The organism is Herbaspirillum sp. UBA812, from assembly GCF_002296545.1.
Lineage (GTDB): Bacteria > Pseudomonadota > Gammaproteobacteria > Burkholderiales > Burkholderiaceae_D > Herbaspirillum > Herbaspirillum huttiense.
In genome coordinates this window covers 1-19,760 of sequence record NZ_DBIC01000304.1, presented here as the reverse complement: position 1 = coordinate 19,760, position 19,760 = coordinate 1, and the positions used below count along the sequence as shown (strand labels likewise).

Sequence of the window (19,760 nt, the reverse complement as noted above, 5' to 3'; positions counted from 1 at the left end):
CTGCTTTTCGATGGCCAGTTCGGTGGACCAGACTTTCTCCGGCTTCAGGTTGGGATTGGCCTGCAGATAGACGCCATTGAGCAGCACGTTCTGGTAAAGCTCGCCCACGGTCGGGAAGCGCAGCGCCCGGCCGGTGGAGAGCGTCGTCACCCAGTCGTCCGCCAGGGCCCAGGCCAGCGAGGCTTTGGGCGAGAGTCCGCTGTGGCTGACCTCCGGCTGGTTCACCGCGAAGACGGTGCTGCCTGAGGTCGAGACATTGCGGCCATCGAAGGCTCGCCACCATTCGTACCGTGCACCCAGCGTGGCCTTCAGGGAAGACGACAAACGCCACACATCCTGTGCCCACAGCGCGGAAGTCTCGGTCTTGCCACGCGAGTCGGAGGCCAGCGTGCCGTTGCCGCCGCTGACCCAGTTGCTGGTGTTCCAGGTCGGCGTGGCCAGGGTGTAGCGATCCACATGCGCACCAAAGCTGATGACCTGGGCACTGCCCTGTGGACGCCAGATGCCCTTGGCATCGACCGTGCTCCAGCCGGTGCCGCTGGCATCGGCGATGGTGCCGGCCCCGCCGCTCTGGCCGGCCGGGAAGGTGGCCGTCGAGGTGCGCGTCAGGTCACGCGAGGCCGACAAGGTCGACGCCGCCAGTTGCCAGTCCCACTCGCCCCCGGTCTTGCTGCGCAATTCCAGCGATTGCATCCATTGCTGCTGGTCCACGTCGTTGCTGGAAAAGCCGCTGGTATAGGCCGTCGCGCCACTGGCGGTCTTCAGGAAACTCTGCGGATTGGCGCTGGCCTGGTTCTGCCAGAAGCCCAGGGTATAGGTGGCCGTGAGCGCCGGCGTGAAGTCGTAAGAAACCTTCAGCCGCGCCGTGTCCTGCACCGTATGGGTTAGATTGCCGGCCCCCAGCACATACAGGTTCTTGCCGGTACGATCCTGCACCAGCACCGCGCCGGTAGTGCCGGCCGGCAGGCTGGTGGCGGTGATGTAGGTCACCGGCTGCGAGTAGCTGTCCAGATGGTTGACCGAGAAGCGCCAGGCCAGCGCCCCGCGGCGATTGCCCAACCCGACGTTGTACTCCTGCGCGCGATAGGTACCGGACGCACCGTACTGGCTGAAATCCTGCTGCGCATATTGCGCCTTGATGCTGGCCTCGAACTGCTGCGGCATGCGCGTGGCGATCTCGGTGACCGCACCGTAGGAATTGCCCGGATACTCCGCCGCAAACGGTCCATACATCACGTCGATGCGCTCGATCTCTTCCGGTGCCACCATGAACCAGCGCGGCGAGCCATTGCCATTGTTGTTGTTCACCAGCGCCGAGAGCAGGATGCCATCGGCATAGATCAGGCTGCGCGCACTGGCGTTCACGCCCGTGGTGCGAGTGGCCAGCGGGGATTGCGTATCGCCGATGTAGCGCTTGCGCACCGAGAGGCTGGGCAGATACTTCAGCGCATCCGAGCTGTCGGTGACGTTGATGCTGTTGGCAGCGGTATCGGCAGTGACGCTGGCCGTGGTCTGCGGCAGCTGCTTGCGCTCGGCGACCGAGCCACTGCTGCGCACTTCGATGGTGGGCAAGGTCGCGGCCTCGCTGCTGCCGTCACTGGCGGCGGCCTGCTGGGCCAAGGTGCTGCCGCTCCAGGCGCAGAGCACGGCCAGCAGCAAGGGATGCAGGCGAAGCGGACGGGAGACGGCAGAAGCCGGCGAAGACGGAGACAATGAGGAGCAAACAGGCAGCGTGTTCATGGCGAGGATGTCTGGCTTTTCTTGGTGTTGTGAGGGAAGCGCGCGCAGCCGCACCCGCGACCGCCGTGACGTCCGCACTCCCTGTTTTTTTCATCGGCGCAATCTATCACGCAGCCTGTGCGCTGCAATCCCGTGGCCGTGCTGCCGTCCGGCAAGAGCGGCTTGCTGATCCGAAAAAAGTCCTTTTGGCACAAGCAGTTAGCGGCAGCGAACAACAAAAAAAATGGGCTGCGACATATTGCCGCAGCCCGCAAATACAACAGAGAGGAGGTGTGATTGGACCCGATTTCCGTCCTCCGTCCCTTAATCCACATCAAACACGCTGCGCTGATCCTTGCCCTTTTACCTTCTCGCACAACATGCGGTCACGCCACCAGAAGCCGCGGGTGAATTGCGCATCGTCACGCCGGCGCCGCTTCTTGCGGAAATAAAAAAATCCGGCTTCTTGCGCGAAGGCCGGATTTTTCATTCATCGATTCCAGAGATGAATCAGGTGCGCATCATCAACTGCCGCGATAAGTCGAATAAGCCCACGGCGACACCACCAGCGGCACATGATAGTTCTGCGAGGCATCGGCCACGCCGAAGGCAATCACCACTTCATCGACGAAACGCGGTTCCGGCAGGCTCACGCCCTGTTCCGCAAAATAATCACCGGCCGCAAAGACCAGTTCGTACTTGCCGGGCTGCAGCGCCTCGCCTTCCAGCAGCGGCGCATCGCAGCGGCCATCGCTGTTGGTGACGGCGTGCTTGAGCAGCGTCTTGCCGCCGCCATTCACCACATAGAGCGCCAGCTTCACGCCCGCGCCGGGCTTGCCCTTGGTGATATCCAGCACGTGCGTGCTCAGTTTGCCCATGTTGCTGTCCTTTCGCTGTGTAATGGATGAGTGAGGATGAGTAAGGATGAGTGATCGTGAGCGCCGATGATATACCGCCGCCCGCCGAACCCTATACGAGTGCGCTTATACCGGCCATCGATGCAGCGGACATAATGCCTTACCGCGCAGCCCCCTGCCAAACCGGAGCCGACATCCGGACCGCAGATACCAGCTCGGGCCCGGCGCGGCAATCATCTAAATCATTTATATCAAACAACATCCATCACTGGAGGAGACACCATGCCCATTCCATCCCTGCGCCTGCACGGCACGCTCGCGGGCGTCCTGCTCATGGCCGGCGGCAGCGCACTGGCGGCCGACTGGGCCGACAACTCGATCGGCTACCGTTACGGCACCAAGTTTGCCGAGCCCTTCAATACGCAGGACATCAGCAAGAACATCGTCAACTTCCAGCATGCCAGCGGCTACAAGTTCGGCACCAATTTCCTCAACGTCGACCTGCTGATGTCGGACAGCAAGGATGACAATGCCCAGGAAGCCTATGTCACCTATCGCCATACGCTGGACATCGGCAAGATCAGCGGCCGTGACCTGTCCTTCGGACCGGCGCGCGGCGTCGGCCTGACGCTGGGCTTCGACTGGAACACCAAGAACGACAACAGCTATGCCTCGAAGAAGCGGATGTGGGTGGTCGGCCCGACCCTGATGATGGATGTGCCGGGCTTTCTCAACGTGAGCGTGCTGGCCCTGTTCGAGAGCAACCAGCCCAAGGGCATCAGCAGCCGCTACACCTATGACACGCATCCGATGCTGAACCTGGCCTGGGGGATCCCGCTGGGCGGCAGCGGATGGGCCTTCGAGGGCTACCTGAACTACATCGCCGCCAAGGGCAGGAACGAGTTCGGCGGGTCGACTGCGCCCGAACTGAATTTCGACGGACAGCTCATGTACGACCTCGGCACGGCCATGGGACTGGGCAAGAACACCTTGCGCCTGGGTCTGGAATATCAGTACTGGCGCAACAAGTTCGGCAACCCGAGCAACGTGCCGGGCTCGCTGGCCAAAACGCCGATGGTGCGCGCCGAATATCACTTCTGATCGCCTCCGGCAGCGGGAAGCCGCCCGTTGCGCCAAGGAGTTGGCCGCTCCTGATTGAAAAAAATCGAGCTTCCGATACAAATTTCAATCTTCAAAAACTCCTGCAAAAAATCGAAATTTGCAGGAGTTCTTTTTTTCTCCCCGCTTCCTATACTCAGCCGGATCCGCTCCCGGCACGTCGCCATCGCCGGCCGGATTTCCCCTGACATCTGACCGCCAGCCCCGTCCGGACGCGCATCCCGCTTTTTTCACAAAGCTTCATATCGTCCCGGACACCGCTCATCGCCAGCCCAGAGATTTCGCCACCCTTACTCTCGGAACCTGACATGAGCTTCATCAAGAGCAAAAAGCACCCCTCTTCCCCGCCCTCACCTGCTGCATCCAGCTGCTGCCTGTCGGCGGCGCTGGCGGGCGTCCTGCTGCTGCCGGCAGTCACCGCCCAGGCCCAGTCCGCTGGCGGAAAACTGCCTTCGGTACAGGTCGATGCCGCCAAGGAATCGCCCTACAAGGCCGAGCAATCGGCCTCCCCCAAGTACACGCAGCCGCTGGTGGATACGCCGCAGACGCTGCAGGTCTTCAAGCGTCCGCTGATGGAACAGCAGGGTGCCACCACGCTCACGGAGGTGCTGCGCAATACGCCCGGCGTGGGCACCTTCTTCCTCGGCGAGAACGGCAGCACCAGTACCGGCGACACCATCTACATGCGCGGCTTCGACATCTCCAGCGCCATCTTCGTGGACAACGTGCGCGACCTTGGCGCGATCTCGCGCGACGTCTTCAACCTGCAGCAGGTGGAGGTCCTGAAGGGAGCCGCGGGCACCGACAACGGCCGGGGTTCTCCGACCGGCTCCGTCAACCTGGTCACCAAACAGCCCGAACTGGCCGATGCGGTCAGCGCCAGCGGCACCTATGGCAGCTGGAACCAGAAGCGCGCCACCGTCGACTGGAACAAGGTACTGAACCCCGATCAGGGCCTGGCGCTGCGCCTGAACCTGATGAAACAGCACAGCGGCGTACCCGGCCGCCACCAGGTGCACAGCAGCCGCGACGGCTTCGCGCCCTCGCTGGCCTGGGGCCTGAATGGCCCCACCCGCATCCTCTTCAACTACGTGCACATGCAGCAGGACAACGTCCCCGATGGCGGCGTGGTCACCCTCGGCCTGCCAGGCTATCGCTCGCCGGATCCGGCGCGTCCCTTCATTGGCGACGCGCCCAAGGTGAATCCGAGCAACTACTATGGCCACGTGGACGACTATGACCGGGTCAACGCCGACATGTACACCCTGCGGGTGCAGCACGACTTCTCGTCCACCCTGAAGCTGGAAAACAGCACCCGCTACGCTCGCACCGACCAGGATTACCGCCTGGCCTCCTTCATTGCCACCGGCAGCGACCGGGGCAAGTACAAGTCCGGCATCCGCACGCCCTCGGCCACTGACCGCAGCACCTGGCTACTGGCGCGCAACATCGTCACGCGGCGCGACCAGGCCAACGAGATCCTCAGCAACCAGACCCATGCCACGGCGCAGTTCAATACCGGCGCGATCCGGCACACCCTGGTCGGCGGCCTGGAACTGACGCGCGAACGCCAGCATGCGCTGGCCTTCACGGTGGACGGATTCCGTCCCCCGGCCAACCTGTACCAGCCGAATCCCCGCTTCGACGAATCGGAAGTCAGCATCCAGGCCACCGGCCGCAACGAGGGCCAGATCGATACCGTCGCGCTGTACGTGCTGGACACGCTCAAGTTCGGCGAGCGCTGGTCACTGAACCTGGGCTTGCGCGAGGACCATTACCGCACCTCCTTCGACGGCATCGCCTCCGGTACCGCCACTGCACTGAAAACCTCGGGCAACCTGCTGAGCTGGAAGCTGGCGGCCGTCTTCAAGCCCACCAGCTACAGCAGCGTCTACGCCCTGCTGGCGAGTTCGCAGCAGCCGCCGGGCGGCAACAATCTCTCCCTCAGTGCCAGCCGCAGGAATCCCTCCCACCCCGACTACGCGCCACAAAAGACCCGTACCGCCGAAATCGGCACCAAGTGGGACCTGCTCGGCCGCCGCCTGGCCGTCACCGGCGCGCTCTATCGCACCGACGTGCACAATGAGATCGAGCCGGGAACGCTGGCCGACACCTGGTTCCAGATCGGGGAGAAACGTACCGAAGGGGTGGAACTGGGCGTTACCGGCGAGCTCACCCGGGACATTTCGCTCACCGCCGGCTACAGCCGCATGAACAGCCGCGTCAACAAGGGACGCGTGGTCACCGCCAACGGCGAGAACTACCTGGCCTACGCCCCGCGCCAGTCCTTTACCTCCTGGGCGACCTGGCGCGCGGCACCGGGCCTGGCGCTGGGCGGCGGCCTGCGCTATACGGACGGCCTGCTGCGCGGCACCGACAGCAATGCGCTGGGCACGCCCACCCGGACCGATGCCTACTGGCTGGTCGATGCCATGGCCAGCTATGCCATCAACAAGACGGTGGAACTGCAGTTCAACGTGACCAACCTGTTCAACAAGCAGTACGCCGCCGCGATCAACAAGAGCGGATATCGCTACACACCGGGCGGCACGCGTGCCTTCTCGCTGACTGGCAACTTCCGCTTCTGATCCCCTCCCTGCGGTGGCGGCGCTCTGCCGCCACCGGTGAACTCTCCCTCGCCACCCTCACGGCAGCGCACTGCATCACGCAGCGCACTGCCGTGAGGCTTCGTATTTTTTATGCAACAAATGCAGTTTCGACTTTCCCCTTCCGCCTTCCCGGATGCGCTGCGGCTTTGCGCGGGATGTTCTGAATGGAAGACCAAGAGCAGACGATCAGGGAACAGAAATTTTTAGAATAAGAATCACTTTTATTTGGAACCGTGGCTATAATTGTAAAAATCTCGTAGCAAGTCGAAACATTGCGATATCAACGAGATACAAAAAACTACAATCTCGCCAGCCATTCCGGCGGAGCCTGCCAGGTCTCACCAGACCATGCGATTGCCCGTTCGACTCATAGCCAGCCAAGAGAACTCTCAACATTTTCTCTCGGAACCCTGCCATGAGTTACATCAAGAGCCGCAAGCACGCGCAGCCTGCCTTTGCTTCGACCCGTCTGTCCGCCGCCGTTGCCGGTGCCTTGCTGCTGCCGGCCGTGGGCGTGCATGCCCAGACCAGCACCGCCCTGCCCAAGGTCGAAGTGACCGCCACCCAGGAATCGGACTACAAGGCCGACAAGGCTTCCTCGGCCAAGTACAGCCAGCCGCTGGTCGACACCCCGCAGACCCTGACCGTGATCAAGAAGCAGCTGATCGACCAGCAGGGTGCCACCACGCTGACCGAAGCCCTGCGCAACAGCCCGGGCGTCGGGACTTTCTATCTCGGTGAAAACGGTTCCACCAATACCGGCGACGCCATCTACATGCGCGGCTTCGACAGCTCCAGTGCGATCTTCGTGGACAACGTGCGCGACCTCGGCTCGATCTCGCGCGACATGTTCAACATCCAGCAAGTGGAAGTCCTGAAGGGCCCGGCGGGCACCGACAATGGCCGCGGCTCGCCGACCGGCTCGATCAACATGGTCACCAAGCAGGCCGAGATGAGCAACTTCTTCAATTCCTCGGCCACCTATGGCAGCTGGAACCAGAAGCGCGCCACCGCCGACTGGAACAAGGTGATCGATGAAGAGCGCGGTATCGCCATGCGCCTGAACGTGATGAAGCAGGACAGCGGCGTCCCCGGCCGCCATGAAGTCAAGAACGACCGCTGGGGCGTGGCGCCCTCGCTGGCCTTCGGCCTGAACAGCCCGACCCGCGTGTTCCTGAACTATCTGCACATCGACCAGGACAACGTGCCCGATGGCGGCGTGCCCACCATCGGCCTGCCCGGCTACACCTCGCCGGATGCCTCGCGCTCCTTCCTGAGCGGCGCGGCGCGGGTGAACTCGTCGAATTTCTACGGCCTGTCGAGCGACTACGACAAGGTGACCGCCGACATGTTCACGGCGCGTGTGGAGCATGACTTCTCGCAGAACGTCAAGCTGCAGAACACCACCCGCTATGCCAAGACCAGCCAGGATTACCTGCTGACCGCCTTCATGGGCACATCGGCCAACCTGGTCACGCCGTCGGCCAGCAATCCCTCGGCCTGGACCCTGTCGCGCTCCAACCCGACGCGCAAGGACCAGAGCAACGAAATCATCACCAACCAGACCAACATCACGGCCGATCTGCAATCCGGCAGCCTCAAGCACACGCTGGTGGGCGGTGTCGAATTCACCCAGGAGAAGCAGCACGCGCTGTCCTTCACCCGCAGCGGCACGCTGTCGGTGGCCAACCTGTACAACCCGAATCCGAACGACGCCAAGACCTACACGATGACGGCCACCGGCTACAACGATGGCAAGACCGACACCGTCTCGGCCTATCTGTTCGACACCGTCAAGTTCAACGACCAGTGGTCGATCAACGCCGGCATCCGCGAGGACCATTACCGCACCACGTACTATTCCAACGCCGCCGGCACCATCACCAACCTGTCGACCTCGGGCAACCTGTTCAACTGGAAGCTGGCCGCAATCTACAAGCCGACCGACTACAGCAGCATCTATGCCCTGTACGCCACCTCGCAGCAGCCGCCGGGCGGCAGCAACTTTGCCCTGTCGGCCTCGGCCAACAGCGCGGCCAACAGCAACTACGCCCCGCAAAAGACCAAGACCTCCGAGCTGGGCACCAAGTGGGATCTGATGAACAAGAAGCTGGCCCTCACGGCGGCCCTGTTCCATACCGAAGTGACCAATGAAGTCGAACAGGATCCGACCTCGCTGCAGTACTTCCAGACCGGCAAGAAGACCGTGCAGGGTATCGAATTGGGCGTGACCGGTGACGTGACCAGCAACCTGTCGCTGGCAGCGGGCTACACCTGGATGGACACCAAAGTGAACAACGGTGCCATCACCACGGCCGCCGGCGAGAACAATCTTGCCTATACGCCGAAGCAAGCCTTCACCTCCTGGGCTACTTATCGCCTGCCGCAGGGCTTCACCGTCGGCGGTGGTGCACGTTACGTCAGTTCGCTGCTGCGCGGCACCGATGGTGCGGTCGGTACGCCCAAGTACGCCAACAGCTACTGGGTCTTCGATGGCATGGTTGGTTATATCGTGAACAAGAACGTTGATCTACAGCTCAATATCTACAATATTTTCGATAAAGACTACGTAGCGGCAATCAACAAGAGCGGCTATCGTTACACCCCAGGCACGCCGCGTTCGGTGGCGCTGACCGCCAACTTCAAGTTCTGATCCTGCCCCTGGCATTGAAGCCCTCACCGGGTGGGGTGCTCTGACTCGCAAGAGTTCGTGTCCCCTCCGGTGAGCCAGCGATCGGCGACTTGACGGCCCCTCCCGTGCGGAGGGGTTTTTTCATTCGCTACAGGAGAATTCCATCATGATGCTGCACATCCCCCAGGTCCTGACCCCGCAACAGGTCAGTCACATCCGCTCCGAACTGCAGCGCGCCGACTGGGTGGACGGGCGCGAGACCGTGGGTGAACAGGGGGCGCGCGTGAAGCGCAACCGGCAGTTGCCGGAACATTCGCCGCTGGGTTTCCAGCTCGGCGAGATCATCCTGGAAGCGCTGCGCAGGAATCCCCTCTTCTTTGCCGCTGCGCTGCCCAAAAAGACCATGCCGCCGCTCTTCAACAGCTATGAAGGCGGCGAGCACTACGGCATGCACGTGGATGGCTCGGTGCGCATGCTGCCCAACGCGGCTGGCAGCATCCGTACCGATGTCTCGACCACGGTGTTCCTGTCGGAGCCGGACGAATACGATGGCGGCGAACTGGTCGTGGTCGATACCTATGGCACCCATGAAGTGAAACTGCCGGCGGGAGACATGATCGTCTATCCCTCCACCAGCCTGCACCGGGTCGAACCAGTCACGCGCGGGGCACGCGTGTGCTCCTTCTTCTGGACCCAGAGCATGATCCGCGACGACTGGAAGCGCAGCATGCTCTTCGAACTGGATCGCAACATCTTCGGCCTGCGGCAGAAACTGGGCGATACCGAGGAAGTGGTGGGACTGACCGGGCATTATCACAACCTGCTGCGGCAGTGGGCGGATGTTTGACACATCCGGACAGGAGGTCACTTGCGCATCGTGTCCAGTACCCACTTTTGCAGGCTGACGGTGTCGTTGATGTCACCGTCATAGGCGAATTGGGGAATCAGCGCCTCGTTACTTCCCCGGGCTCGCCCGCGCCATACCTTCAACGGCAAGCACATCATCAAACCGCTGGGTAGACGCAATTGCGTCACATCGAGATAGTTGGTATCGGCGCTGGTAGCCTCCCCCAGATGGATTGCGCCTGGAATACGCAGTACCGCATCGGCAAAATCGAGACAGGCACTGGCGCAATTGGCATCGGTCACCAGCCCTAGCCGTCCTTGAAAGGGCGCTCCGGTATCCTCGGGGTTGGTGATTTCATCAGGCTCGGTCTCGAAGCTATTCTGGGCCCAGTCCACGCCGTTTTTCTGCGCAGTCCGCATGCGTGACAGTATCCCGTCAATCCAGCGCACTTCCTCTCCTGTTTCGCCCTGGAATGCGCGATATCGATCCGCGTGCCCTTGCAAGTGGTCGATGGCGATCTGCGAGACGCGCCACCAAGCGCTGGCCTGTAAGGGCTCAGGGGGCATGGTCTGCTTGAGCAGAGCGCGCAGGATGCGATCACCTATGGCGCTGTTGCCCCCGCCGTTGCCGCGCGTATCGACGATCACCATCTTGGCCGTATCGAGCGCACGCAGCTGGGCCAGCAAGATTTCCAGCCGTTCGAAGCCCGCTTTGTCCAGCTGGAAATCGGTGACGTCGACCCACACTGTTCCATCGTCCAAGTACTGCATACCCTGAGGCCGCCGCGCCACCGAAAATGCCTGGCGGATTCCTTCCTCGTCTTCGCGCCAGAGCAAGGGAATTCGCTCACGCCTCCCGTCGGGAAACTCGGCTACACAGGACTGTGGGGACGTGTCTCGCCAAAGCGGCTCGATCGGGATCTGCATCGTCACATGTGCCACCAGCTTGCGTCGCACGTTCGTCAAGTCCACACGCCGATCTGTGAACGGCATGATGTCCTCATGGATCACACTGGACACGGGACGATCATCACACTCCAGAATGCGCGCTCCGATGGGTGGCAAGGCAATCGGCCAACGACTGGCGCGCGCGGAGACAAAGTAGCCGCCGTCGCGCTGCTGCATGAGCCAACCAGTCCACGCCCTGCGTTGCTGATGTGCTGCATCCGACCAGATCGCCAGATGCCCATCCTGGAAGCCGATGGCATAAAAGCGCACTGCGGCGATCGCCTGACGCTCGCTGCTCGCCCTGGCCGCCAGTGCCTGCGCTTGGTGATAGCCCTCTTCACGCCAGGCATGGAAAGGCAGGTCATCCTTTTCCAACCCGCCCGGATGGGCAGCATCGATGGTATCGCGTACAAATGCGAGATCACGGGAGGCCACCTTGGCCCAGTGATGCGGTTCCTCGTCGAGCTTCGAAGAGTCTGGAATGGCGGACATGCCTGCTGCCTGTTTCGTGATTAGCGCAATGAGCAGCGCGAGTATTTTTCTGATACCGGGGTGCAAGCATGTCACACAATATCCCTCCATGGAAGCCGCCTTGGACGCAACCAAGGGCAAAGAAGAAAGCGCGATCTCCTCGTCGCGCTCGACCGGCTTGCGATATTGCGTTAGCTCACGACGTAGAGATATCGCTCAGGTTCGATATTTGATCGGCACTTCGAGCGACAAGAAATGGGGCAGCCTAAATAATTATTTATATTTTTATCTCGAATTAAAAAACCGTCCGACATGACGCCGGGTGGCCCCTCCATTTCTGGCTATAAGCGATCAGACGAACCGTCCGATCGCACCGATCACCGCCCCCCGCACCGATCCGCTGACCACGAAGTCATGCGCAGCGCGCACGTCGTCATGGAACCAGCGATCGCCCTCCAGACACGCCGGGATCTGGCGGCGGATCTCCTCATAGGCCGCCTGCGTACCCTGCCCCAGCTTGAAGTCCTTGAGCAATTCCTCGGTCATCGTCAGCGCCTGTGCCGCCAGCAGCATTTCCACGCCGACGATGTACTGCGTGTTCTGCACCACCGTCATGGCCTTGCGGGCGCACCAGGTCGAGTTGGAGATGTGATCCTCGCTGTTGCCCTTGGAAGGGATGCTGTCCACGCTGCCCGGCATGCACAGGGTACGGTTTTCCATCACCAGCGAACTCATGGAACACTGCACCACCGGATAGCCGGTGTTGACCCCGCGCACGCCGCTCATCAGGTTGCGCGGCAATCCCCACGACAAGGTCGGATCGATCAGGCGCGCGATGCGGCGTTCGCAGATGCTGCCCAGGTCGGTGATGGCCATGGCCAGCAAGTCCATCGCCTGCGCCAGATACTGGCCGTGGAAGTTGCCGCCGGAAATGATTTCGAATCCCTCGCCGTCTTCCTTGTTGAAGATCAGGGGATTGTCGGTGGCGGAGTTGGTTTCCTTCTCGATGATGGTGTCGATGTAGTCGAGTGCATCAAAGACCGGGCCATACACTTGCGGCGCGCAGCGCAGCGAGTACACATCCTGGATGCGCGCCGTGTAGGCAATATCGGTACGGCGCAATTCATCAGGCAGTTGTATTGCGCGCGCTTCATGGGTAGTACGTGTCGAACCCTTCAACAACTGACGGATGACTTCCGCTGTCTTGATCTGCCCCGCATGCGGACGCGCCTGCTGGATACGCGGATCGAAGGCCGACATCTCGGCACGCATCGCTTCCAGCGTCAGCCCGAGCGACAGGCAGGCATCGGTCAGCAGATGGCGCGCATCGTGCGCGGCGAGGATGGCGACAGCCAGCGACGCCGTACAGCCATTGATGAGGGCCGAGGCATCCTTGGCCTTGAGATCAAATTTGACCGGACCAATGCCGGCCTGCTCGATGGCCTGCGTGGCGCGCATGCGCTGGCCTTGATACATCACTTCCGCTTCATCAAACCCGGCAATGGCCGCCGCCAGATAAGCCAGCGGCGCCAGATCGCCGGAAGCACCCACCGATCCCTTCTGCGGCATGATCGGGTGGATACCCGCATTGATGAAAGCCAGCAGGCGATCCACCACTTCCACGCGTGGCGCGGAATAATTCGATGCGAATGCATTGGCCCGCAGCAGCATGGTGGCGCGGCTGACTTCTTCCGAAAACGGCTCGCCGATGCCCGCACTGTGCGCGCGGATCAGCTGGGTCTGGAACAGCTCGATATGCTCGACCTTGATGCGCGTGTCCTTGAGTAAACCGACACCGGTATTGAAGCTGTACATCATGGGCGCTTCGTCGTGCATCCAGGTAGATTCGATGTAATCGCGGCTTTGCTTGAGGGCGGCACGGGAAGAATCGGCCAGCGCCACTTTCAGGTGAGGCGCGCGGGCCACGCTGACGACTTGCGCGGCGGTGAGGTTGAATCCGTCGATGGTAATGGGTTGCATGTGTGCTCTCTGATGGAATCGGGTGCGATTACTTGGCCCCAGCCTGGAACCATGCGGCCAGCTCGGCGCGTTCCGCATCGGTCATCTGGGTCATGTTGGCCAGCGGCATGTCCTTGGTTTGGACGGCGCGCTGGAAGACCTTGGCCGCGTGCTGATGAATCAGCTCGGGGGTTTGCAGCATCATCCCGGCTGGTGCGGTGGCGAAGCCGGCCTGGGTCGGCTTGTCCGAATGGCAGCTGGCGCAACGCTGGGTGACGATGGCCTGGATGCGGGCAAAGTCCGGTGCGGCAGCCGCCACCGGCGCTGCGCCCTCACCTGCGGAGGCAGCAGGTGCAGTCGATGCAGCAGGTGCGACAGGACGCGGCGCAATCGCCACGGCCACCGCCAGCAGCAAGGCCACACCGGCGATGGGATAGCCCACCGACACCTTGCCCTTGTGCCGCAGATTGAAGAAGTGACGAATCAGCACACCGGCCGCCATGATGGCCGCCAGCACCAGCCAGCTATGGGCATGCGTGTAGGTCATCGCATAGTGGTTGCTGATCATGATGAAGAGAATGGGCAGCGTGAAGTAGTTGTTGTGGACGCTGCGCTGCTTGCCCTTGCGGCCGTGGATGGGGTCGGGCGAGCGGCCGGCCTTCATCGCCTCCACCAGCTTGCGCTGGCCGGGGATGATGACCATGAGCACATTGCCCACCATGATGGTGCCGATCATCGCGCCCACGTGGATATACGCCGCGCGGCCCGACAGCAGGTGCGTGAGCAGGTAGACCACCGCCACGATGAAGACGAACATCACCAGCCCCAGCACCCCTTCGCGCTTGCCCAGCGGCGACTTGCACAGCAGGTCGTAGACGATCCAGCCCAGCACCAGGGTACCGATGCCCACGCCGACGGCTTCCGGCCCGGTGAGGTTGGCCACGGACTTGTCGACCATCATGGCCGAGGCATTGAAGTAATAGACGATGAAGAGCATGGCCACACCGGTGATCCAGGTGGCGTAGGCCTCCCACTTGAACCAGTGGAGTTCTTCCGGCAGCTCGGCCGGGGCGACCAGATACTTTTGCGGATTGTAGAAACCGCCGCCGTGCACTGCCCACAGCTCGCCGGAGACGCCCTTCTTCTCCAGGTCGCTGCCCGGTTTGGGCGGGCGGATGGAGTTGTCCAGCCAGACGAAATAGAACGAGGCACCGATCCAGGCGATGCCCGTGATCAGGTGCAGCCAGCGGACCAGCAGGTTGGCCCAGTCGATGCCATATGAAACCAGGAGTGCTTCCATGTCTTCCCCACGCAGGATTGCTGTCCGCCACCGCGACCTACTCCGGACAGGCGAGGCATTGCCTCAGGAATGGGCCGCCATGGAAGTCTTCTCCCCGCCCTGCGTGTACCAAGGCTGCAACTGGATGAGTGGAGTGAAGGCTTCCCGCGCGCCGGGAAGCGCAGACGCCGTGATGGCGCCTTGGCTGGTCTCCCGTCGTGCTGCCGCTACGACCCGATGGCTGATGCCATCTGTTTTTAGGCCGCCCTGCTGGTGCGGGACGGTTGCACGAACGATAAACGCGGGGGCCGCGCAAAACATGGTCATCAACGTATATTTGACATACGAATGACGATATACAAAAATGCCCCCTGGATGTGGGACGCTTGCGCTCGCATCACGCCAGGCCGCCGCCCGAGCCGGCCTGGCACACGACAACGATAATGCGCCTGCCCCGATGCAGCCGCCCCAGAGTGAACGAAAAACCGTCACCTGCCCCGCACCACAAGACCCCGGAGACATTCCCATGTCCAGGCTGCCTGACCATCTCGACATTCACCTCATCCGCATCCTCTATCTCCTGCTCTGCGAGAAGAACGTATCGCGGGTCGCCCTGAAACTGAACCAGCCGCAGCCCTCGATTTCGGCCTCTCTGCGCAAGCTGCGCGAACTGACCGGCGACCCGCTGCTGGTGCGCGGCGCGCGCGGCATGGTGCCGACCCAGCACGGTGAAAGCCTGTTGAAACCCGCCAAGCGCATCCTCGACGAGACCGAGCGCCTGTTCGTGCCCAAGACCGCCTTCGTGCCGCAGGAGGAAGAGCGCACCTTCCACATCGCCGCGCCCGACTACATGAACACGCCCTTCTTCACCGAAGTGATCGCCCGCCTGCGGCGCGAGTCGCCGCGCAGCCGCATCGTCATCCACGCGCTGGGTCCGGATACCGATTACGTGCGCCTGCTCTCGGACGGGGAACTGGACCTGGTGATTGCCAACTGGGACGAGCCGCCTGCGCATTTGCACCTGTCAAAGCTGTTTGACGATCCCATCGTCTGCCTGATGCGCGCTGACTGTGCCTACGCCAAGCGCACCGCGCGCGATGCCATGAGCATCGAGGACTATCTTTCGCTGCCGCACGCTGCGCCTTCGCAGATCCTGCCCGGCTATCACGGCACCATCGATACCTTCCTCGAAAAGCAGAACCTGCATCGCAACGTGGTGGTGGAATCAGCGCACTTCCGCATGCTGCCCTACATGGTGGCGCAGACCGACCTGGTGCTGACGGCCGGCCAGCAGTTCGCCAGCTTCTACGAAAAACTCCTGGGCCTGAAAAGCTATACGGTACCCATCAAGTTCCCGCCGCTGCGTTTTTACCAGCTGTGGCACGAGCGGGTGCACCAGGCCACCGAGCACAAATGGCTGCGCGCCCAGGTCAGCGCGGCGGCCAAGATGATGGCGCAGGGCCGCGCCTGAAGCGGCACCGGGCCGATGCGGCAAAGAAAACGGGAATTCCGGCATATATCGGCGGCGCGCCAGCCGGTATGCGGGGGCTTATATATCGCACTCCCCGGATTGCATTAGTATCGCCAGCATCAGACCGGCATCCGCACACAAGCCCCACCAAGACGCGGAGCACGGTACTGGGCCGGAACCACCTTCAAGCGGCAAGGCACGCCACCCTCTCAGAATGATCACGGTGGCGCGGTCACATGCCAGGTTCCATCGATAAAAAATACCAGGAGACAATCCCATGCAAGCCACTCGCCATCCGGTGGATGAACGCCTACCCGTATTCAAGCTCTTTGCCCTCGGCATGCAGCACGTGCTGGTGATGTATGCCGGCGCGATTGCCGTGCCGCTCATCATCGGTGGTGCGCTCAACCTGCCCAAGTCCGAGATCGCCTACCTCATCAGTGCCGACCTGTTCTGCTGCGGGCTGGTGACCATCATCCAGAGTGCCGGCCTCTGGAAATTCGGCATCCGCATGCCCGTCATGATGGGCGTGACCTTTGCCGCCGTGGGGCCGATGGTGGCCATGGCCAACAATCCGCAGCTGAGCATTCTGCATATCTACGGGGCGGTGATCGCTTCGGGCGTATTCTGCATCCTCGCCTCGCCCTACATGAGCAAGCTCATGCGTTACTTTCCGCCGGTGGTCACCGGCACTGTCATCACGGTGATCGGCGTCTCGCTCATGGGCGTGGGCATCAACTGGGCCGCAGGTGGACAGCCGGTGATCGGCAAGCTGGTCGACGGGGTGTTCGTGAAGGTCCCCAATCCAGACTACGGCTCGCCGCTGTCGCTCTCGATTGCGGCGGTGGTGCTGGTCTCGATCCTGCTCATCACCAAGTACACGCGGGGGTTCATCTCCAACATTTCGGTGCTCATGGGCATGGTGGTCGGTTTCGTGATTGCCTTTGCCTTGGGCAAGATCAGCTTTGACGGGCTGGATGCGGCGGACTGGTTCGCCTTCATCCAGCCCTTTCACTATGGGCTGCCGCAATTCGACATTGCCTCCATCATCAGCATGTGCCTGGTGATGATCGTGACGATGATCGAATCGACCGGCATGTTCATGGCCCTGGGCGACATCGTCGGCCGCCGCATCGACGACCGCACGCTGGCCAGCGGCTTGCGCGTGGATGGCCTGGGCACGGTCATCGGCGGTCTCTTCAACACCTTCCCTTACACCTCCTTCTCGCAGAACGTCGGGCTGGTGGGCGTGACCGGCATTCGCAGCCGTTTCGTCTGTGTGGCGGCCGGGGTGATCCTGATCGCGTTTGGCCTGTTCCCCAAGATGGCGCACGTGGCCGCGTCGATTCCGCAATTCGTGCTGGGCGGTGCCGGCATCGTGATGTTCGGGATGGTGGCGGCGACCGGTATCAAGATCTTGTCCAAGGTCGATTTCCACGGCAACCGCAACAATCTCTTCATCGTGGCCATCAGCATTGGCGTGGGCATGATCCCCATCGTTGCGCCGACCTTCTTCGACAAGATGCCGCATCTGCTGGGCACCATCTTCCACAGCGGCATCCTGCTGGCCTCGGCCATGGCGGTCGGATTGAACCTGTTCTTCAATGGCCGGGGCAGTGAAGAGGACGTGGCCCGCTATGCGGTGGCGGCGGCGCAGAGTTCGGATCACTGAAGCGGGTGCGGTGAGATATGCCGCTGCGCATAGGGCCCAGATGAAACCGTTGATGCCATCCGGGCCAAGATGTTTTAAAGTCTCATCTGCGCTGCAGACCGCACCGGGCGGGCTTTGGCGCAGACCGTGAGACGACAGCCGCAGACAACAATCGGTGCCGACAATCCTGATTTTCATGAGGGATGTCGGCGTCGGCTTTGCGGCATCACCCATGAACACAGCGAGGGAGCCGGCGGCGTGCCGACCGGCGAGCACATGACGACGACACTGGAACAACTGAACGCAGCCGAGACTTCGGCCTTCATCGCCGCCCTGCACGGCATTTACGAGCACTCTCCCTGGATTCCCGAGCGGGCGGCGCTGCAGCGTCCCTTCCGCAATCTCACGGCCTTCAAGCTGGCCTTGCACAAGGTCGTGACCGACGCCAGCCGTGCCGAGCAACTGGGCCTGATCCGCGCCCACCCCGAACTGGCCGGCCGCGCCGCCATTGCCGGCGAGCTCACGGCCGAGTCAACGGGCGAGCAGGCCAAGGCCGGACTGAACCTGTGCAGCCCGGAAGAATTTGCCCGACTGCAACAACTCAATGCCGACTACAACGCGAAGTTCGGTTTTCCCTTCATCCTGGCGGTGAAGGGTCCTACTGGTGCGGGCCTGACGCGCCAGCAGATCATCGCCACGTTTGCGCGCCGCCTGCGCAACCAGCCGGAAGACGAAGTGCGTGAAGCCCTGCGCCAGATCGGCCGCATTGCCGAGATGCGCATCAATGACCTGCTGGGCTATCGCCCGGCGATGGGGGCGACGGTGATGCAGTGGGCCGAAGAGATCGGCGCCCTGTCGGAAGACGAAGGCGCGCTCACCTGCACCTATCTCACCGAGACGCATCAACGTACTGCCCAGCAGATTGCGCAGTGGATGCGCGAGGCGGGCATGCATGTGCATATCGATGCGGTGGGCAACGTGGTGGGGCGTTATCTTTCCACGGATCCGCAGGCCAGGACCTTGCTCACCGGTTCGCACTACGACACGGTGCGCAATGGCGGCAAGTACGATGGACGCGAGGGCATCTTGCTGCCCATTGCGGTGGTGAAGCATTTGCATGAACGTGGCGAGACCTTGCCTTTCCATTTCGAGGTGATTGGATTTTCGGAAGAAGAAGGAGTGCGTTTCAAGAGCACCTTCCTGGGCAGCAATGCGGTGACCGGCCATTTCGACATGAAGCTGCTGGACCTGCAGGACAAGGATGGCATCAGCATGCGCGAGGTGATCACCCAGGCGGGCCATGATGTGGCGGCCATCCCGCAGATTGCGCGTGATCCGGCCGACATCCTGGGCTATGTGGAGGTGCACATCGAGCAGGGACCGGTATTGCTCAATCGTGATTTGCCGGTGGGCATTGTCACTTCGATTGCGGGCAGTTCGCGCTATCTGGTGGAGTTGAAGGGAGTGGCCAGCCATGCCGGCACCACGCCGATGGACATGCGCAAGGATGCGGCGGCAGCGGCGGCCGAGATCATCCTTTATGTGGAGCAGCGTTGTTCGCAGGACCAGCATGCGGCGCTGGTGGGTACGGTGGGGCAATTGCAGGTACCGCGCGGATCGACGAATGTGATTCCGGGTGCGTGCCAGCTGTCGCTGGACATACGTGCGGCGGTGGATGAGGTGCGTATGGCGGCGGTGAAGGACATCCTGGGCAAGATCGAGGAGATCTGTGGCCGGCGCAGTATCGATTTCAAGCTGGAGGAGACCTTGAGCGCAGCGGCTGCGCCGTGTGCGCCGTGGCTGATGGATCAGTTGCGTGCCGCGACGGAGCGTGCCGGCGTGACGCCGTTTGAGCTGGCGTCGGGGGCTGGGCATGATGCGATGGCGATAGCCAAGCTGACGGATGTCTGCATGTTGTTTACGCGATGTGGCAATGGAGGCATCAGCCACAATCCGCTGGAGACGATGACGGCGGATGATGCGGAGGTATCGGGGCAGATTTTGCTGGATTTCCTGCGCAGTTTTGAGGCGAAGCGCTAATGATTTATATGATTTAGCTTTCTGCGCGTCTTCGATACGCGGCTGTGCCGCTACTCAGTCCGAACGGGAATTTGCAGCACCGGGCCGGACGAAGCCGCAGGCGAGTACGACCGAAGCCGCAGGCGAGAAAGACAAGGGCGATGCCGCAGGCGAGCCCGT

At 62.0% G+C, this 19,760-nt stretch carries 14 protein-coding genes; 8 read left to right on the top strand and 6 right to left on the bottom strand.

The annotated features are described in order from the left end of the window. The 3 genes from B3873_RS21080 to uraH form a co-directional block, all read right to left on the bottom strand. On the bottom strand, nucleotides 1-1,740 hold a 1,740-nt coding region (locus tag B3873_RS21080), incomplete at its 3' end, for a TonB-dependent receptor (RefSeq protein ID WP_286868838.1). Nucleotides 1,741-2,053: 313 nt separating this feature from the next. Then, a complete protein-coding gene (locus tag B3873_RS21075; protein WP_157845703.1) occupies nucleotides 2,054-2,209 on the bottom strand; it encodes a hypothetical protein in 156 nt (51 codons plus the stop codon). A gap of 34 nt (nucleotides 2,210-2,243) precedes the next feature. Continuing rightward, nucleotides 2,244-2,597 (bottom strand): hydroxyisourate hydrolase, encoded by a 354-nt coding sequence (uraH, locus tag B3873_RS21070; protein WP_286868834.1) that lies wholly within the window; start codon nucleotides 2,595-2,597, stop codon nucleotides 2,244-2,246. 261 nt (nucleotides 2,598-2,858) lie between these two features. Between uraH and B3873_RS21065 the strand changes: the two genes are divergently transcribed. The 4 genes from B3873_RS21065 (at nucleotide 2,859) to B3873_RS21050 (ending at nucleotide 9,783) form a co-directional block, all read left to right on the top strand. Beyond that, complete coding sequence (locus B3873_RS21065; protein WP_371925422.1) at nucleotides 2,859-3,677, top strand: outer envelope protein; 819 nt, start codon at nucleotides 2,859-2,861, stop codon at nucleotides 3,675-3,677. A gap of 326 nt (nucleotides 3,678-4,003) precedes the next feature. Continuing rightward, entirely contained in the window at nucleotides 4,004-6,283 is a 2,280-nt protein-coding gene (locus tag B3873_RS21060; protein ID WP_286868831.1) for a catecholate siderophore receptor Fiu, read from the top strand. 436 nt (nucleotides 6,284-6,719) lie between these two features. Next, nucleotides 6,720-8,957: a catecholate siderophore receptor Fiu gene (locus tag B3873_RS21055; RefSeq protein WP_286868830.1), complete on the top strand. Its 2,238-nt coding sequence runs from the start codon at nucleotides 6,720-6,722 to the stop codon at nucleotides 8,955-8,957. A gap of 145 nt (nucleotides 8,958-9,102) precedes the next feature. Then, complete coding sequence (locus B3873_RS21050) at nucleotides 9,103-9,783, top strand: Fe2+-dependent dioxygenase (RefSeq protein ID WP_286868827.1); 681 nt, start codon at nucleotides 9,103-9,105, stop codon at nucleotides 9,781-9,783. Nucleotides 9,784-9,800: 17 nt separating this feature from the next. On the opposite strand, the gene B3873_RS21045 is transcribed toward B3873_RS21050, so the two are convergent. Beyond that, nucleotides 9,801-11,222, bottom strand: a complete 1,422-nt coding sequence (locus B3873_RS21045; protein ID WP_286868824.1) for a S41 family peptidase — start codon at nucleotides 11,220-11,222, stop codon at nucleotides 9,801-9,803. Between B3873_RS21045 and B3873_RS21040 the strand changes: the two genes are divergently transcribed. Beyond that, the gene (locus B3873_RS21040; RefSeq protein WP_286868820.1) at nucleotides 11,212-11,517 is read left to right on the top strand and encodes a hypothetical protein; all 306 of its coding nucleotides are present in this window, start codon (nucleotides 11,212-11,214) and stop codon (nucleotides 11,515-11,517) included. The two genes, B3873_RS21045 and B3873_RS21040, sit on opposite strands and share 11 nt — an antisense overlap. A gap of 35 nt (nucleotides 11,518-11,552) precedes the next feature. On the opposite strand, the gene B3873_RS21035 is transcribed toward B3873_RS21040, so the two are convergent. After that, nucleotides 11,553-13,181 carry an HAL/PAL/TAL family ammonia-lyase gene (locus tag B3873_RS21035; RefSeq protein WP_286868817.1) on the bottom strand — a complete coding sequence of 543 codons (1,629 nt, stop codon included), beginning with the start codon at nucleotides 13,179-13,181 and terminating at the stop codon, nucleotides 11,553-11,555. Between the two features lie 28 nt (nucleotides 13,182-13,209). After that, entirely contained in the window at nucleotides 13,210-14,460 is a 1,251-nt protein-coding gene (locus B3873_RS21030) for a urate hydroxylase PuuD (RefSeq protein WP_286868816.1), read from the bottom strand. A gap of 505 nt (nucleotides 14,461-14,965) precedes the next feature. Here B3873_RS21030 and B3873_RS21025 point away from each other — a divergent pair. The 3 genes from B3873_RS21025 (at nucleotide 14,966) to B3873_RS21015 (ending at nucleotide 19,601) form a co-directional block, all read left to right on the top strand. After that, nucleotides 14,966-15,910 (top strand): LysR substrate-binding domain-containing protein, encoded by a 945-nt coding sequence (locus B3873_RS21025; protein ID WP_034332623.1) that lies wholly within the window; start codon nucleotides 14,966-14,968, stop codon nucleotides 15,908-15,910. A 277-nt stretch (nucleotides 15,911-16,187) separates the two neighbouring features. Beyond that, nucleotides 16,188-17,582: a nucleobase:cation symporter-2 family protein gene (locus B3873_RS21020; RefSeq protein WP_286868814.1), complete on the top strand. Its 1,395-nt coding sequence runs from the start codon at nucleotides 16,188-16,190 to the stop codon at nucleotides 17,580-17,582. 255 nt (nucleotides 17,583-17,837) lie between these two features. Next, entirely contained in the window at nucleotides 17,838-19,601 is a 1,764-nt protein-coding gene (locus B3873_RS21015) for an allantoate amidohydrolase (protein ID WP_286868812.1), read from the top strand. Nucleotides 19,602-19,760: the final 159 nt, after the last annotated feature.

Bases quoted from the DNA above. Each gene is read 5' to 3' on its own strand.
- B3873_RS21040 (WP_286868820.1), top strand. From the start codon at position 11,212: ATGGCGGACATGCCTGCTGCCTGTTTCGTGATTAGCGCAATGAGCAGC.
- B3873_RS21065 (WP_371925422.1), top strand. From the start codon at position 2,859: ATGCCCATTCCATCCCTGCGCCTGCACGGCACGCTCGCGGGCGTCCTG.
- uraH (WP_286868834.1), bottom strand. From the start codon at position 2,597: ATGGGCAAACTGAGCACGCACGTGCTGGATATCACCAAGGGCAAGCCC.
- B3873_RS21020 (WP_286868814.1), top strand. From the start codon at position 16,188: ATGCAAGCCACTCGCCATCCGGTGGATGAACGCCTACCCGTATTCAAG.
- B3873_RS21030 (WP_286868816.1), bottom strand. From the start codon at position 14,460: ATGGAAGCACTCCTGGTTTCATATGGCATCGACTGGGCCAACCTGCTG.
- B3873_RS21015 (WP_286868812.1), top strand. From the start codon at position 17,838: ATGACGACGACACTGGAACAACTGAACGCAGCCGAGACTTCGGCCTTC.
- B3873_RS21045 (WP_286868824.1), bottom strand. From the start codon at position 11,222: ATGTCCGCCATTCCAGACTCTTCGAAGCTCGACGAGGAACCGCATCAC.
- B3873_RS21055 (WP_286868830.1), top strand. From the start codon at position 6,720: ATGAGTTACATCAAGAGCCGCAAGCACGCGCAGCCTGCCTTTGCTTCG.
- B3873_RS21025 (WP_034332623.1), top strand. From the start codon at position 14,966: ATGTCCAGGCTGCCTGACCATCTCGACATTCACCTCATCCGCATCCTC.
- B3873_RS21035 (WP_286868817.1), bottom strand. From the start codon at position 13,181: ATGCAACCCATTACCATCGACGGATTCAACCTCACCGCCGCGCAAGTC.
- B3873_RS21050 (WP_286868827.1), top strand. From the start codon at position 9,103: ATGATGCTGCACATCCCCCAGGTCCTGACCCCGCAACAGGTCAGTCAC.
- B3873_RS21060 (WP_286868831.1), top strand. From the start codon at position 4,004: ATGAGCTTCATCAAGAGCAAAAAGCACCCCTCTTCCCCGCCCTCACCT.
- B3873_RS21075 (WP_157845703.1), bottom strand. From the start codon at position 2,209: ATGAAAAATCCGGCCTTCGCGCAAGAAGCCGGATTTTTTTATTTCCGC.